This window comes from Pseudomonas sp. S44 (assembly GCF_016624805.1).
In the GTDB taxonomy this organism is placed as follows: domain Bacteria; phylum Pseudomonadota; class Gammaproteobacteria; order Pseudomonadales; family Pseudomonadaceae; genus Aquipseudomonas; species Aquipseudomonas machongensis.
Genome location: NZ_JACVTY010000001.1, coordinates 289,436 through 303,834, shown reverse-complemented (window position 1 = coordinate 303,834; position 14,399 = coordinate 289,436). Strand labels below are relative to the sequence as shown.

At 65.3% G+C, this 14,399-nt stretch carries 13 protein-coding genes; 4 read left to right on the top strand and 9 right to left on the bottom strand.

Annotated features, from left to right (window positions below; genetic code table 11):
- The first annotated feature begins 101 nt into the window (after nt 1-101).
- A complete protein-coding gene (locus tag IAE40_RS01220; protein ID WP_054891404.1) occupies nt 102-1,034 on the top strand; it encodes a LysR family transcriptional regulator in 933 nt (310 codons plus the stop codon).
- A 3-nt stretch (nt 1,035-1,037) separates the two neighbouring features.
- On the opposite strand, the gene IAE40_RS01215 is transcribed toward IAE40_RS01220, so the two are convergent.
- The 9 genes from IAE40_RS01215 to ahr form a co-directional block, all read right to left on the bottom strand.
- The gene (locus IAE40_RS01215) at nt 1,038-1,337 is read right to left on the bottom strand and encodes a hypothetical protein (protein WP_054891405.1); all 300 of its coding nucleotides are present in this window, start codon (nt 1,335-1,337) and stop codon (nt 1,038-1,040) included.
- A 115-nt stretch (nt 1,338-1,452) separates the two neighbouring features.
- A complete protein-coding gene (locus IAE40_RS01210; RefSeq protein WP_153773630.1) occupies nt 1,453-2,757 on the bottom strand; it encodes an MFS transporter in 1,305 nt (434 codons plus the stop codon).
- Between the two features lie 322 nt (nt 2,758-3,079).
- The gene (locus tag IAE40_RS01205; RefSeq protein WP_054891407.1) at nt 3,080-3,307 is read right to left on the bottom strand and encodes a hypothetical protein; all 228 of its coding nucleotides are present in this window, start codon (nt 3,305-3,307) and stop codon (nt 3,080-3,082) included.
- Nucleotides 3,308-3,494: 187 nt separating this feature from the next.
- Nucleotides 3,495-4,826, bottom strand: a complete 1,332-nt coding sequence (locus IAE40_RS01200) for an MFS transporter (protein WP_054891408.1) — start codon at nt 4,824-4,826, stop codon at nt 3,495-3,497.
- A gap of 87 nt (nt 4,827-4,913) precedes the next feature.
- On the bottom strand, nt 4,914-5,852 hold the full coding sequence (locus tag IAE40_RS01195) for a hydroxymethylglutaryl-CoA lyase (protein WP_200602477.1): 939 nt from the start codon (nt 5,850-5,852) through the stop codon (nt 4,914-4,916).
- The gene (locus IAE40_RS01190) at nt 5,849-7,042 is read right to left on the bottom strand and encodes a CaiB/BaiF CoA transferase family protein (RefSeq protein WP_200602476.1); all 1,194 of its coding nucleotides are present in this window, start codon (nt 7,040-7,042) and stop codon (nt 5,849-5,851) included. The genes IAE40_RS01195 and IAE40_RS01190 overlap by 4 nt, the downstream gene beginning before the upstream one ends.
- Nucleotides 7,043-7,160: 118 nt before the next feature.
- Nucleotides 7,161-8,078, bottom strand: coding sequence for a LysR family transcriptional regulator (locus IAE40_RS01185; RefSeq protein ID WP_200602475.1), 918 nt, complete (start codon nt 8,076-8,078; stop codon nt 7,161-7,163).
- A gap of 12 nt (nt 8,079-8,090) precedes the next feature.
- Nucleotides 8,091-8,873 (bottom strand): hypothetical protein, encoded by a 783-nt coding sequence (locus tag IAE40_RS01180; protein WP_200602474.1) that lies wholly within the window; start codon nt 8,871-8,873, stop codon nt 8,091-8,093.
- 97 nt (nt 8,874-8,970) lie between these two features.
- Complete coding sequence (gene ahr, locus IAE40_RS01175) at nt 8,971-9,999, bottom strand: NADPH-dependent aldehyde reductase Ahr (protein WP_200602473.1); 1,029 nt, start codon at nt 9,997-9,999, stop codon at nt 8,971-8,973.
- A gap of 309 nt (nt 10,000-10,308) precedes the next feature.
- Between ahr and IAE40_RS01170 the strand changes: the two genes are divergently transcribed.
- The 3 genes from IAE40_RS01170 (at nt 10,309) to IAE40_RS01160 (ending at nt 14,331) form a co-directional block, all read left to right on the top strand.
- Complete coding sequence (locus IAE40_RS01170) at nt 10,309-11,490, top strand: M20 aminoacylase family protein (RefSeq protein ID WP_200602472.1); 1,182 nt, start codon at nt 10,309-10,311, stop codon at nt 11,488-11,490.
- A 76-nt stretch (nt 11,491-11,566) separates the two neighbouring features.
- Nucleotides 11,567-12,877, top strand: a complete 1,311-nt coding sequence (locus IAE40_RS01165; protein WP_054891415.1) for a citrate-proton symporter — start codon at nt 11,567-11,569, stop codon at nt 12,875-12,877.
- Complete coding sequence (locus IAE40_RS01160; protein ID WP_200602471.1) at nt 12,874-14,331, top strand: amidase; 1,458 nt, start codon at nt 12,874-12,876, stop codon at nt 14,329-14,331. The genes IAE40_RS01165 and IAE40_RS01160 overlap by 4 nt, the downstream gene beginning before the upstream one ends.
- The last annotated feature ends 68 nt before the right edge of the window (nt 14,332-14,399 follow it).

Genomic DNA, 14,399 nt, shown 5'->3' with positions numbered 1-14,399 from the left:
AGGTTTCCCTCATGATCCATTCATTGGTGTTTCACAATAAATGGGCTGGACCGTGATAGATTCCTGCCTTCAAGGTATGAATCACGCTGGAGCGTCACTTCATGGACATGCTGCACGCAATGCGCACTTTCGCCCGAGTCGTGGAGTGCGGCAGCTTCGCCGCAGCCGCCAATGCGCTGGACATTTCGGCGGCGCAGGTGTCGCGGATCGTCGCCGAACTGGAAAACCAGTTGCAGACTCGCCTGCTGCATCGCACCACCCGGCGGCTGCGCATGAGCGAGGCGGGGGAGCGCTTTCTCGAACGCTCGCGCCAGATCATGCTGTTGACCGAAGAGGCCTTCGACGAAGCACGCGGCGCCCACCTCACGCCCCGCGGACGCCTGCGCGTGCATTGCAGTCATGGTCTGGGTCTGCTGATGATGCCGTTGGTGGCACGCTACAACGCCTCGTGCCGTGAAGTGGTGATGGAGCTTACCCTGTCCCAGCGCAATCCCGACCTGCTCGCCGAAGGGCATGACGTGGTCATTGCCATCGGCCAGGGCCTGCCGGACTCGCAACTGATCGCCATCCCGCTGGGCAGCATCTACAGCGTGCTGTGTGCATCCCCCGACTACCTGGCTCGCCACGGCGTCCCCAAGCGTCCTGAGGACCTGCACGAGCATGTCTGCCTGCGCACGGTCGATCCGCTGTTCGAGGAGGACTGGCCCTTCGGTGACGCGCCGGACAGCTGCGTGATTTCCCCCCAGGACACCTTTCTCACCAATGTGGCCGATGCGATGGTCAAGGCGACCGAGCTCGGCATGGGCATTGGCCTGTTGCCCTATTACTCGGCCAGCCAGGCACTGGAGGACGGGCGCCTTTGCCGACTGCTAGCCCCGCATCGGTTGCGGCAACGGGAGATCTATGCGATCTACCCGTCGCGGCACTATCTCGATGCCAAGGTGCGTACCTGGCTGGACTTTCTCAAGGAGCAGTTGCCGGTGCTGTTCCAGGCGCATGAGCGGCTGGTGGATGACCCACGCTGCTGGCGCTAGGGCTTACCGGCTGTCCTGATCCTCGGCACTGCCACCGGTTGCCCCTGCGCCGCTGCCGGTAGCCTCGCCAGTGCTGCTCGAGCCACCGGTGCTGCCGTCGGCCGCGTCGGCGTTGCTGCCGGTATCACTGCTGTCGTTACCCTTGCTGCCGCCAGGGCTGTTGACGCTGCTGCCGTCGCCGGCGGTCTCGCCCTGTGTGGCGGGAGCCTTGTGGTCGGAGTGATTGGTGTCGGTTGCGGCGAAGCTGGCACTGGAAGCCAGCCCCAGGGCGAGGAAGAAAAACAGCGGGCGCATGTGAGCCATGGTGAATCTCCTACGAGGATGATCGTCCTTCGTTCGGCTGCGCGCAGAGGGCAGGGTGCCCGTCGAGCGACGGGCGGTCGTGGGGATGCCCTGCAGCCCCACGTGCGCACTTGGATCAGGCAGGCTCGGAGCGCGCGAGCGCGGCGCTTTCACCCGTAACGGCATCGACGATCGGCGGATGATCCTGCGCGGCGTGGATCAGTTCCTCGGTCATGCGCAACTCGGCGCCGGTTGGCGAGAAGGTCGCGGTAGGCGCGAAGGGGGCCGGATGCTCGGGCGCCGGGCGCTTGCCACGCCGCCAGACGAAGAAGCTGACCATTGCCAGGTTGATCACGGCGAAGGCCCAGAACAGCCCGGCTTCGCCATAGGAGGTCATCACCGGCGAGATCGCCAGCGGGCTCATCGCCGACCCCAGCGAGTTGATCAGCAGCAGGCCCTGGATCATCGGCACCAGCGCATCCATCGGCGCGCGGTCGGCGGCATGGCTGACCGCCACCGGATACACCGCGAACACGCCACCGCCCAGCAGGAACAATACCGCTGGCAGCCACGCCGAGGTGGAGGGCAACAGCAGGATGACCAACGACAGCACGACGCACAGCGTACCCAGGGCGATCAACACATCCTGGCGATCCTTGCGGTCGGACCAGCGCCCGACCGGGTACTGCAGCAGCATGGCGCCCAGGATCACCCAGGCCATCATGCGCCCGACTTCACCGACATCCAGGCCAATACGCTGCAGGTACAGCGGCAGCAGCGCATATACCGCAGCAATCGCCACACCCGAACCAAAGCAGCCGACCAGGCCGCTCGGCGTCACGCCCAGCAATTGTCGCGGCTTGAGCGGCTCGACCTGCTCCAGCAACGGCGATACACGCGGCAGGATCACGATCGGCAGCACCGACAGTGCCGCCAGCATGCCCGCAACGGTGAACGGCGCACTGGCGCCCAGGCTCACCAGCTCGCCGAGCATCGCCTGGCCCAGCACGCCCGCGCCGTACAGCGCGATCATGTACAGGGCCAGCAGGCGTCCACGAATCTTCGCGTCACCGGCCAGCAGCAGCCAGCTTTCGATCACCAGGAACACGCCGACCGTGGCCCAGCCGTTGAGCAGGCGCAGGGCGAACCAGCCCCAGGTGTCGACGAACAGACCCTGCAACAGAATGGTTGCGGCAATCAGCGAAGCGAAACTGCTGTAGGCACGGATGTGGCCAATGCGCAGGATCAACCGGTCGTTGAAGATGGCGCCGAGAGTGAGCCCGATGAAGAAGCCCGACGAGACGATACCGATCATCGTTGCCGATTCGCCGGCTTCGCCAAGGCGCAGGGTGGTCAGGGAATACAGCAGGCCATTGCCCAGGGCAATGATGAACAGCCCGAGCAGGGGTGCCAGCGCCATCGCCAGCAAACGCGGAGACATACGTACCTCAAGTGATCGATCAGCGAATGAACCTCTTCGACCACACGTGTCTGACCGGACCTCGAAGGAGTGGGGCTGCACGTAAGTGCCAGGGCGGGGATGCGACCAGGGCAAGACTCAACCGCAGACTCGGAGCACGAGATCGGGCGGGGTCGGTTGAGCCTGTTGCACATGCGCGATGTGGCTGAGGCACGGACGTTGTCATTGCTGCCGGTAGCCACCGTACGAGGCGACTGGGCGAAAAGGCGCGGCATTCTACGCCCGCGCCCCATCACTTGCCAAAGCCCTTGAGGTGCGACAGGAGGCCGCACCCTCTGCTGAATCAGGACGAAGGTTTCGCCGCTGTGTCCTGGCCGCTGTTGCTGTTGACCTGGGCGTCTTGCTGGGCGGCCTTGGCGGCTTCGCGCTTGGCCACCATGTCTTTGCTCTGCTGCTGTTGCAGGGCCCAGCGGGCATGGTGTTCCTGCAGGCGCTCGGCGCCGCCTTCGGCGAAGGCGGAGGTTACGGCGGTGGCGGCCAGCAGGGCCAGGGCATAGCGCAGGGATTTCATGGTTTGACTCTCCATCGTAGTTTGATTTTTCAAGGGCCTTGCAAGAGCGGCCGATGGAGAGAGCATGGAGCGCCAGGATTTTCTCAGGATTAACAACAATCAGATGTTCGACCGTTGGTCGCCTTGGTTTTGCGGTTTCTTCGGTTGCCAGGCAGGCGATGGCCGCGAACCTGGCAACCGAATGGCCTCAGTGTTTCGGCAAGTCCCGCGTGCGCAGTTTTTCCGGCAAGGCGAACAACAACAGCACCGCTGTCACCAGGCTTGTGGCAGCGATCAGATACAGCGCAGGCGTGGTGCTGCCCGACAGATCGCGAATACGCCCCACCAGTACCGGGCTGACGATCCCGCCCAACTGCCCGAGTGTATTGATCAGCGCGATGCCACCGGCAGCCCCGGCGCCTGCGCCAGCCAGCAACTTCGGCGGCAGCGCCCAGAAGCTCGGTATGGCCGCCACCACACCGGCACCCAGCAAACCGAGGGAGACGATCAACAACGGCGTGTGGTCATCGAACAGCCCGGCGCACAGGAAGCCCACGGCACCGAGGCTGATCAACCCGGCGGTAAACCAGCGCCGCTCGCCGGTCGCATCCGACCACCGGCCACACACCACCATGGTGATTGCCCCGCAGACATAGGGCACAGCCGTCAGCAGGCCAATCATCGACGGGTTCTCCGTCCCTGCGCTGCGAATCAGCTGAGGTGCCCAGAAATTCAAGCCGTAGGAGGCGATCTGAATCAGGAAGTAGATCAACCCGAGCATCAGGAAACCGGGGATGCGGATCGCCTGCAGCAACGAACCCTTTCCATGGGCGGCCTGTGCCGGCTCGATGCGCGAGCGCAGCAACTGTTTTTCCTTGTCGCTGAGCCAGCCGGCGTCCTCGATGCGGTCCTTGAGCTGGGTCAGCACCAGCAACCCAAGCGCTACGCAGGGCAGGCCGCCCAGCAGAAACAGCCAGTGCCAGCCGCGCATCTGCATGACCCCGTCAAGATGGCCGAGCACCAGGCCCGAGAACGGCGCGCCGAACAGCCCCGCGAAGGCCGACGCCAGGAACAGCAGCGAGGTGATGCGGCCACGGAAATGCTGCGGGAACCACAGCGTCAAGTAGTACAGCACGCCGGGTGCGAAACCGGCTTCCATGGCGCCGATGATGAAGCGCAGGGCATAGAACTGCCATTCGCTGGTGACGAACACCATGGCGGCGGTGGCCAGGCCCCACGAAATCATGATCCGCGCGATCCAGCGGCGGGCACCAACCTTGTACAGCATCAGGTTGCTCGGCACCTCGAACAGCACGTAGCCCACCACGAACAGGCTCGCCCCCAGGCCGTAGGCGGTGTCGCTGAAACCAAGATCGGTCTGCAACTGGAACTTGGCGAAACTGATGTTGATGCGGTCGAAGAAGGCGAACAGATAACACACCATGATCAACGGCATGAGGCGCCAGGCGACCTTGCGGACCAGGGCTTTTTCGCTGTCGGCGCCATCGGTGGCACCCAGCGGCAGGGCGGAAAGGGTCATTGATGTTCTCCAGTCGGGCCGCCCTGTGGGCGGCCTTGTTGTTCTTGTTGTCTGGCGGGGCCACGGCCCCTTGGGTGTAGCGAAGAATCAGGCGGGCAAACCGGCCGGCAGTGGGTGCAGGTCGCAATTGCGTCCGGCCTTGACCAGTTGCCCCGGCACCTCGTGGCCGAGCAGCGCAGGCAGGCTGCGCGACATGTTCAACAGGCCGTCGAGGTCGATGCTGGTAGGGATGCCCGTCTCGATGCACAGGTTGACCAGGTCCTCGCTGCAGATGTTGCCCGATGCCCCCGGCGCGAACGGGCAGCCGCCCAGCCCGCCGAGCGCGGCATCGAAGCGCCGCGCACCGGCTTCGTAGGCGGCCAGCACATTGCACAGGCCCAGCCCACGGGTGTTGTGAAAGTGCAACGTGAGCATCGATGCCGGCAGGCGCTCCAGGCTGCGCCGCACCAGGCGCGCGACCTGACGCGGATTGGCCATGCCGGTGGTATCGGCCAGGGTCACACCCTGCACACCCAGCTCCAGGTAGGCGTCGAGCAGGCGCAGCACCAGGTCTTCCTCGACGGCGCCTTCGAACGGGCAACCGAACGCAGTGGCGACACTGGCGTTGAGACTCACCGTCCGACCTTGCACGGCCTGGACGATATCGCCAAAGCCTGCCAGCGACTGTTCGCGGCGCATGCGCATGTTGGCCAGGTTGTGCGACTGGCTGGCCGACAGCACCAGGTTCAGCTCGTCGGCGCCGGCAGCCAGTGCGCGCTCGGCGCCTTTGAGGTTGGGGATCAGGGCGACGTAGATCACACCCGGCTGACGCTGGATGCCACGGAAGACTTCATCACCATCGCGCAGTGCCGGAATGGCCTTGGGCGAAACGAACGAACCCGCTTCGATGCGGCTGAAACCCAGCATCGACAAGCCATCGATCAGGCGGACCTTGTCTTCGGTCGGCACCCAGGTCGGTTCGATCTGCAGGCCGTCACGCGGGGCAACCTCCTGCACCACCAGCAGGTCTGCGTTGTGGTCGATCATTGCACCACCCCCTTGGCCCGCAGGCCGATGATCTCATCGGGGCCCAAGCCCAGCCCAGCCAACAGTGCATCGGTGTGTTCGCCCAGCGCCGGGCCTTGCCAGTCGACGCGACCGGGCGTATCCGAAAGCTTCGGCACGATACCCGGCATGCGCACCGGCGTACCGTCGGGCAGCTGGCTGTCCAGCAGCATGTCGCGGGCCTGGTAGTGCGGGTCGTTGACGATGTCGGCAACCGAATAGATGCGCCCGGCCGGGACCTCGGCGGCTTCCAGCGTGGCCAGTACCTGGTCGATCGGGTGGCGGCGAGTCCAGGCCTCGATCGCGTCGTCGAGCTGTGCCGATTGCGCGGCGCGACCATCGTTATGGGCAAAGGCCTCGGCCTCGCCCAGGTCTGGTCGGCCGATGGCCTGCATCAGGCGGCGGAAGATCGGGTCGCTGTTGCCGGCGATCACCACGAACGCACCGTCGGCGGTGCGATAGGTGTTCGACGGCGCGATGCCGGGCAGGGCACCGCCGCTGCGTTCGCGGACATGCCCCAGCAGGTCGTACTCCGGCACCAGGCTTTCCATCAGGTTGAACACGCTTTCCACCAGCGATACATCGACCACCTGACCGACACCGCCATTGGCACGCACGTTGAACAGCGAGAGCAGGGCACCCATCACCGCGTGCAACGAGGCCAGCGAATCGCCCAGGCTGACGCCTGCCCGCGCCGGTGCCGAACCCTGTTCGCCGGTGGTGTAGCGAATACCGCCCATGGCCTCGCCGATCGCACCGAAGCCTGGCCGGTCGCGATACGGGCCGCTCTGACCATAGCCGGAGATCCGCACCAGGGTCAGGCGTGGATTGAGCGCATGCAGTACGTCCCAGCCCAGGCCGAGCTTTTCCAGCGCGCCGGGGCGCAGGTTCTCGATCAGCACGTCGGTGTCGGCCAGCAGGCGCTTGACGATGGAAAGGCCTTCAGCGGCCTTCAGATCGAGGGCCAGCGACTTCTTGTTGCGTGACTGCAGGTACCACCACAGTGAGGTGCCGTCGTGCAGCTTTCGCCACTTGCGAAGCGGGTCGCCCTGGCCCAGGGCCTCGATCTTGATGACTTCGGCGCCGAACTCACCGAGCAGGCGAGCGGCGAAGGGGGCGGCGATCAGCGTGCCTATTTCCAGGACCCTGATGCCTTGTAGCGGGGCAGGCATGGTGCGTACCTCATTGTTCTTGGACTTTGAGGTAGAGGCTACGACTGGCGCCGGGAACGCACCAATCCTGTGTCGGCAACAACCGTTCGCCAAATGCGAAGGGTAGGGGCAACACGCCTCAGTTGCCAGGCTCAGCCCCGCGCAAATGCTCGAACAGCAAGCGGCTCACCGGCGACAGCGACTCAAGGTCCCGCGCCACCAGCAGCAACTCACGCTCGGCCCAGTCGTCGCTCAGCGCCACCGCACGCAACCCCAGCGCACCGCCAAACAGCTCGAAGGCCTTGCGTGGCAGGATCCCCACGCCCATGTCAGCCTGCACCATGCGGCACACTGCATCGAAACTGGGGACATGAATACGCAGGCGCAAAACCCGCCCGGCGCGGCGAGCGGCCTCGTGGGTACGCATGTTGATGGAGCTCGCCGAGTGCAGGCCGACAAAGTCGTTGTCCAGGGTTTCGGCGAAGTCCACCTGCGCCTGGTCTGCCAATGGATGCCCTTCACGCACCACCAGCACCAACTGGTCGCGTCTGTAGCGCACCTTGAGCAGGTCGCGGGTGTCGCTGTCGCTGGAGCAGATACCCAGGTCCGCCACGCCATCGAGCAACCCCTGGATCACGCCATTGCTGGGGCGCTCCTCCAGGTCCACCTTGATCCGTTCGTGTTCTGCGGCGAACAGCGCCAGGTCCTCGGGCAGAAACTGGATGATCGCCGACAGGTTGGCAAGCATGCGCACGTAGCCGCGCACCCCCTGCAAGTGCTCGCCCAGTTCCAGGCCTATCTTCTCGAGGTTGAACAGCATGCGCCGGGCGTGGTGCAGCAGGGTTTCCCCGGCTGGGGTCAGACTCATGCCACGGGCCTGACGGGCGAACAGCGGCGAGCCGAGCGCTGCCTCCAGCTCGTTGAGGCGCTTGCTTGCCGCCGACAATGCGATCGCCTCGCGCGCGGCGGCACGGGTCAGGCTACCTTCCTCGTGGATGGCGACGAACAACTGCAAGGTCACCAGGTCAAGACGACGGATGAGGTTGTTCAATTGCATGGTCAGGCGCCCTTACTTGCCCGCTGAAGCCGTGCGCGAGCGCAGCAGCGTCGCCAGCCCCACGGTCAGCACCACCGCCAGCCCCACGGCGAGCAGGAAGGTCAGGGCGATACCCAGGTGCGGCAGCAGCGCGCCAAGGCTCAGGTAGAAGGCAATCACCCCGACGGCGCCGATGGCGTTGCCACGGATCATCCCGGCCATGGAGAAGCGCCCGCCCTGTACATGGGAGAACACCACCAGCGGCCAGGCGATCACCGGAATCGGCGCGAGCATGCCGCTGACGGCAGGCCCCAGCCAGCTCGCCGCGCCTGTGGTGAGCATCAGCAGGCCGGTGGCGGCGACCATGCGCATGGGGATTTCCCACCAGCGCGCCTTGATCTGCGCAAGCTGCGCCGGGCGCGGCTCGCGGGCCGTGGCCCAGACCAGCAGCACCACCAGGCACAAGGCGACAACGATCGATATCGGCAGATTGCCCCAATGGGTCAGTACATAGGCTGCCACGCCGTACAGCGCGAGCGACACCACTGCCGTGAGGGCCACGCCAAGCTTGCGGCTGGCGAACAGGTAGCAGGCATAGCTGGCCTGGACCGCCGCCAGCCCGCCGAGTGCGCCCGGTATGGCGTTCAGGGAGAAGGCGGTGCCTTGTTCCAGGCACAGGAAGATCATGACCAGCGCTGAGGTGATCGGCATGCCAGAGAGCAAGCCGCCGAGCAATCCTCCCCAGCGCCGCGAGGCGAGGGAGACGGCCCACATCAGAAGGGGAGTGACAACAAGCTTGAGGTAGAAGAGCGTCATGACGGCAGGCGGTCCGGTTGTTCTTGTCTGGCCGCAGGGCTGAGCCTGCGGCCGCGACATTGTCGATCATCCTCTGCGCCAATGACACCGCTTTGTTTCAGCGACTGGCGTCGAGCACTACCCGGTAGCGCGCCTTGCCGCTGCGCAGGTGGTCGATCGCCGCGTTGGCCTGGCTCATCGCAAACTGCTCGACCTGGGGAACGATCTGGTGGCGGGCGCAGAACTCGAGCATTTTCGCCATCGCCGCCGGGGAGCCGACCGGCGAGGCGGACAGGCTTTTCTGCTGGAGCATGAGGTTGAACACATGCACCGGGATCGCCCCGGGCACCACACCGACGAAGTTCACCCGACCGCGGGTACCGAGGGTGCCGATCATGGCGGTCCAGTCCAGGTCGGCATTGGCCGTCACCAGGAGAAAGTCGAGGGTGCCGGCGATACCCTTGAGCGCCCGGCTGTCGGTGGAGGCCACCACCTTGTGTGCGCCCAGGCGCCTCGCTTCATCCTGCTTGTTCAAGGATGAGGTGAACGCGGTCACTTCGCAGCCCCAGGCATTGAGAAACTTCAGCGCCAGGTGCCCCAGCCCGCCGATGCCGACCACCCCGACGCGATCGGTGGGTTTGACACCGAATGACAGCAGCGGGTTGAACACCGTCGAACCGGCACAGAACAAAGGGCCGACAAGGGCAGGGTCGAGGCCGTCCGGCAGTGGGATGGCCCAGGCCCAGTGCGCTCGCAGGCGGTCGGCGAAACCGCCGTTGCTGCCGATGATCGTCGGCCGGGCCGAACCACACAGGTTGTGCGAGCCTTCCATGCACGGCGCGCAGTGCATGCAACTGCCTTTGTACCAACCGATCCCGACCCGCTGTCCAACTTGCAGCCCCTTCACCCGATCACCAACCTGTTCGATGCGCCCGACTACCTCGTGGCCAGGAATGAACGGGTACTGGGTCAGCCCCCATTCGTTGTCGATCATCGATTGGTCGGAGTGGCAGACGCCGCAGTACTCGACCACGACCTGCACCTCGTCGTCAGCCAGCGGGCCGGGATCGTAGCTGTACCGCTGCAGTGGCGCACCGGCTGCCGTCGCGGCCCAGCCGGTAAATGTGCTTTGGGTGGGGTTGCTCATGGGACACCTCCAGGGGCTTGGCGAGTGTTTTCGAAGCCTGGAAAGTGTAGTGCAGGGGCAGAGAAGCTACAGCGGCCCACTTCGATCCTGAAATCACTATCGCTATTTACAAAAATAGCGAAGTAGTGATGGAGGGACGACCCCGCTTCAAGCCCGGCTTGCACGCCGGGTTCCACACAGCGGAACCACATTCGATTGTCGCCGCCGCGCGGTCAGGTTTATCTGGCAGCACCTGCGGCCTGCCTCTCGTGCCGCAATCCCCGAGCGAATAACAAAAGCGGGACTGCAACCCGCGCGAGGAGATGCCCGATGACCACGTCCAAACACCCGCACATCCTGGCCTGGCTCGCTGACGTTGCCGGCGAGCTTCAGGCACTGCGCCAGGATATCCATGCCCACCCGGAACTGGGCTTCGAGGAGAATCGCACTTCGTCGCTGGTCGCCCAGGCCCTGCGCGATTGGGGTTACGAGGTCCACACCGGGATTGGCCGCACCGGCGTGGTCGGTGTGCTGCGCAACGGCAGCAGCACGCGCCGCCTGGGGCTGCGCGCCGACATGGATGCGTTGCCGATCGTCGAGGCCACGGACGCGGCCTACAGCAGCCGACACCCGGGTTGCATGCATGCCTGCGGACACGACGGTCATACCGTGATGCTGCTCGGTGCTGCTCGCTACCTGGCGGCGACCCGGCGTTTCGACGGCACCCTGACACTGATCTTTCAGCCGGCCGAGGAGGGGCAGGGCGGCGCCGAGGCGATGCTCGCCGATGGCCTGCTCGAGCGTTTCCCCTGCGATGCGCTGTTCGGCATGCACAACATGCCGGGGCTGGCCGCCGGGCACCTGGGGTTTCGCGAAGGAGCGATGATGGCTTCCCAGGACCTGCTGACCGTCATCCTGGAGGGCGTCGGTGGTCATGGTTCGATGCCGCACCTGACCGTTGACCCACTGGTTGCGGCCGCCAGTGTGGTGATGGCGCTGCAGACCGTGGTAGCGCGCAACATCGATGCCCAGGAGGCGGCAGTGGTTACCGTCGGTGCGCTGCAGGCTGGCGAGGCGGCCAACGTCATTCCGCAGCAGGCCTTGTTGCGCCTGAGCCTGCGTGCGCTCGATGGCGAGGTCAGGCGTCTGACCCTGGAGCGCGTGCAGGCGATCATCCACGCCCAGGCCGAGAGCTTTGGCTGCCGCGTGAACATCGAGCACCGGCCTGCCTACCCGGTGCTGATCAACCATGCCGCGGAAACCGCCTTCGCCCGCCAGGTCGGTATCGAGCTGCTCGGAGAAGCCGCCGTCGATGGCAATACCCGCAAGCTGATGGGCAGCGAAGACTTTGCCTGGATGCTGCAACGCTGCCCCGGTGCCTACCTGTTCATCGGCAACGGCGTGGATCGGCCGATGGTGCACAACCCCGCCTACGACTTCAACGACGACATCCTGCTGACCGGGGCCGCCTACTGGAGCGCGCTCACCGAGCGCTGGCTCGCCCCGGCCTGAGCGCTTCTTCATTGACTGCCGCTGGAGCCCGCATCCCTGCGGGCGTTCCTCACATCTGGTTTCTGGAGAACTTCCCATGCACGCTACGAACGCAGGCGCATCACGCACCCGGCAAGTGGTCGCGGCCGTCATCGGCAATGCGCTGGAATGGTATGACTTCATCGTGTACGGCTTTCTGGCCAGCATCGTCGCCCGTCAGTTCTTTCCCTCCGACGATGACTACGCCTCGCTGCTGATGGCCCTGGCGACCTTCGGCGTCGGTTTCTTCATGCGCCCGGTGGGTGGCGTGTTGCTGGGCATGTATGCCGACCGCAAAGGGCGCAAGGCCGCCATGCAACTGATCATTCGCCTGATGACCCTGTCCATTGCGATGATCGCCTTCGCCCCCAACTACCTGGCCATCGGCATGGGCGCTCCTATGCTCATCGTGGTCGCGCGTATGCTGCAGGGCTTTGCCACGGGGGGCGAATACGCCAGCGCCACGGCATTTCTGGTGGAGAGCGCGCCGGCGCACCGCAAGGGGCTCTATGGCTCCTGGCAACTGGTCGGGCAATGCCTGGCGGTGTTCTCCGGGGCGTCGATGGTCGCGCTGGTCACCCACTTGTGTTCACCCGAGGCGCTGGACGCCTGGGGCTGGCGAATTCCCTTCGTGTTCGGCTTGCTGATCGGTCCGGTGGGGTTGTGGATTCGCAAGCACATGCAGGAGCCCGAGGAGTTTCTCGAGGCGCGCAAGCAAGCCAAGGACCAGGCCCCGAGCCTGTGGCAGGTGCTGCGCACGCATCGTCGGGCGCTGTTGGTGTCCATGGGCCTGGCCAGTGGCGCGACCGTTTCCTTCTATGTGGTGCTGGTGAACATGCCGACTTTCGCCCACAAGAGCCTGGGGTTGCCACTGGACCAAGTGCTGTTGGTGCAGATGCTCGCGGTGGGCCTGATGACGGTGGTGATTCCGTTCTCCGGCGCGCTGTCCGACCGTATTGGCCGCCGACCGGTGCTGATGGCCTTCACCCTGGGCTTTTTCCTGATGGTCTACCCGCTGCACCTGTGGGTCGCCGCGGCACCTTCGGTAGAGCGCCTGCTGGTGATGCAACTGGCCCTGTGCAGCATGATCGGCGGTTTCTACGGGCCGGCACCCACGGCGCTGGCCGAGCAGTTCCCCGTTGCCGTCCGCTCAACGGGAGTGTCGGTGGCGTATAACGTAGCAGTGATGCTGTTCGGCGGTTTCGCGCCGCTGATCGTCACCTGGCTGACCAAAGTCTTGAACACGCCTGTGGCGCCGTCGTTCTACGTACTGTTCGCCTGCGTGCTGACACTGCTGGGCACCTATTGTCTGAAAGAAGCCGTGCGGCCACGCGCACCGGCCGTCATTGAACTTGGAGTAAAACCGTGAAACCGCTAGATCTCGACCCTGTCGTCGCGCTGGATGCCAGCGAGCTGTCCCGGGCGATCCATGCTCGCCAGGTTTCCTGCCGAGAGGTGATGCAGGCCTACCTTGCGCACATCGAGCGGGTCAATCCGCAGGTCAACGCCCTGGTTTCACTGCGTCCGGCACAGCAACTGATCGAGGAGGCCGACGCGCGCGACCGCGAGCTCGACCGTGGCCAGTCCCGTGGATGGATGCATGGCATGCCCCAGGCAATCAAGGACCTGGCCGCCACGGCTGGCCTGCGCACCACCTTGGGCTCGCCGCTGTTCGCCGAGCAGGTGCCGCAGCAGGACGCCATCAGCGTGGAGCGGGTTCGGCGCAGCGGCGCGATCATCCTCGGCAAGAGCAACGTGCCGGAGTTCGGCCTCGGTTCGCAGACCTACAACACGCTGTTCGGCACCACCACCAACGCCTACGACCCCAGCCGGGTGGCCGGCGGCAGCAGCGGCGGGGCGGCGGCAGCATTGGCCATGCGCTTGCTGCCAGTGGCTGACGGCAGCGACATGATGGGCTCGTTGCGCAACCCGGCGGCGTTCAACAATGTGTTCGGCTTGCGCCCGTCCCAGGGCCGCGTGCCCCATGGCCCGGCGCCTGAGGTGTTCGTCCAGCAACTTGCCACCGAAGGCCCGATGGGGCGCAGCGTTGCCGACCTCGCGCGATTGCTGGCGGTACAGGCGGGTTACGACGCGCGGGCACCGTTGTCGATCAACGAAGGTGTTCAGGACTTCGCCGCCGATTTGCAGCAGGACTTCAACGATGTGCGGATCGGCTGGCTGGGTGACTACAACGGTTACCTGCCCATGGACGATGGCGTGCTGAGCCTGTGCGAAAGCGCACTGAGCGAATTCGAGAGCCTTGGGTGCAAGGTCGAGACCTGTCAGCCGGACTATCCGCTGGAGCGCCTGTGGCAATGCTGGCTGACCCATCGCCACTTCCTGGTGCACGGTAACCTCGCAGCCGCCTACGCCGCCCCACATCGGCGCGCATTACTCAAGCCCGAGGCGCAATGGGAAGTCGAGGGCGGCCTGCGTTTGAGCGCCGCTGCGCTCTATGAGGCATCGCTGGCGCGCAGCGACTGGTACCGGGCGATGGCAGGGTTGTTCGAGCGTTACGACTTCCTGCTGCTGCCCTCGGCCCAGGTGTTTCCTTTCGATGCACAACAACCCTGGCCGCAGGTGGTGGGCGGGCGGACGATGGATACCTATCACCGCTGGATGGAGGTGGTGATCGGCCCGACTCTCGCCGGGCTGCCGAGCATCAGCGTGCCGGTCGGCTTCAATGCCCAGGGCCTGCCGATGGGGCTGCAGATCATCGGCCCGGCCCAGGCGGACCGCGAAGTGTTGCGCCTGGCCTATGCCCACGAGCAACTGACACGGTGGGTCGAGCGCTGTCCGCCACCGAGCCTGCTGGCGCGCTGAAGCCCTTGCAGGCGCGTATCTTGCTGGGCAATGTGACGAACCTGGTGCAGACACGGAGGCGAACGAAC

Bases quoted from the DNA above. Each gene is read 5' to 3' on its own strand.
- IAE40_RS01220 (WP_054891404.1), top strand. From the start codon at position 102: ATGGACATGCTGCACGCAATGCGCACTTTCGCCCGAGTCGTGGAGTGC.
- IAE40_RS01215 (WP_054891405.1), bottom strand. From the start codon at position 1,337: ATGGCTCACATGCGCCCGCTGTTTTTCTTCCTCGCCCTGGGGCTGGCT.
- IAE40_RS01210 (WP_153773630.1), bottom strand. From the start codon at position 2,757: ATGTCTCCGCGTTTGCTGGCGATGGCGCTGGCACCCCTGCTCGGGCTG.
- IAE40_RS01205 (WP_054891407.1), bottom strand. From the start codon at position 3,307: ATGAAATCCCTGCGCTATGCCCTGGCCCTGCTGGCCGCCACCGCCGTA.
- IAE40_RS01200 (WP_054891408.1), bottom strand. From the start codon at position 4,826: ATGACCCTTTCCGCCCTGCCGCTGGGTGCCACCGATGGCGCCGACAGC.
- IAE40_RS01195 (WP_200602477.1), bottom strand. From the start codon at position 5,852: ATGATCGACCACAACGCAGACCTGCTGGTGGTGCAGGAGGTTGCCCCG.
- IAE40_RS01190 (WP_200602476.1), bottom strand. From the start codon at position 7,042: ATGCCTGCCCCGCTACAAGGCATCAGGGTCCTGGAAATAGGCACGCTG.
- IAE40_RS01185 (WP_200602475.1), bottom strand. From the start codon at position 8,078: ATGCAATTGAACAACCTCATCCGTCGTCTTGACCTGGTGACCTTGCAG.
- IAE40_RS01180 (WP_200602474.1), bottom strand. From the start codon at position 8,873: ATGACGCTCTTCTACCTCAAGCTTGTTGTCACTCCCCTTCTGATGTGG.
- ahr (WP_200602473.1), bottom strand. From the start codon at position 9,999: ATGAGCAACCCCACCCAAAGCACATTTACCGGCTGGGCCGCGACGGCA.
- IAE40_RS01170 (WP_200602472.1), top strand. From the start codon at position 10,309: ATGACCACGTCCAAACACCCGCACATCCTGGCCTGGCTCGCTGACGTT.
- IAE40_RS01165 (WP_054891415.1), top strand. From the start codon at position 11,567: ATGCACGCTACGAACGCAGGCGCATCACGCACCCGGCAAGTGGTCGCG.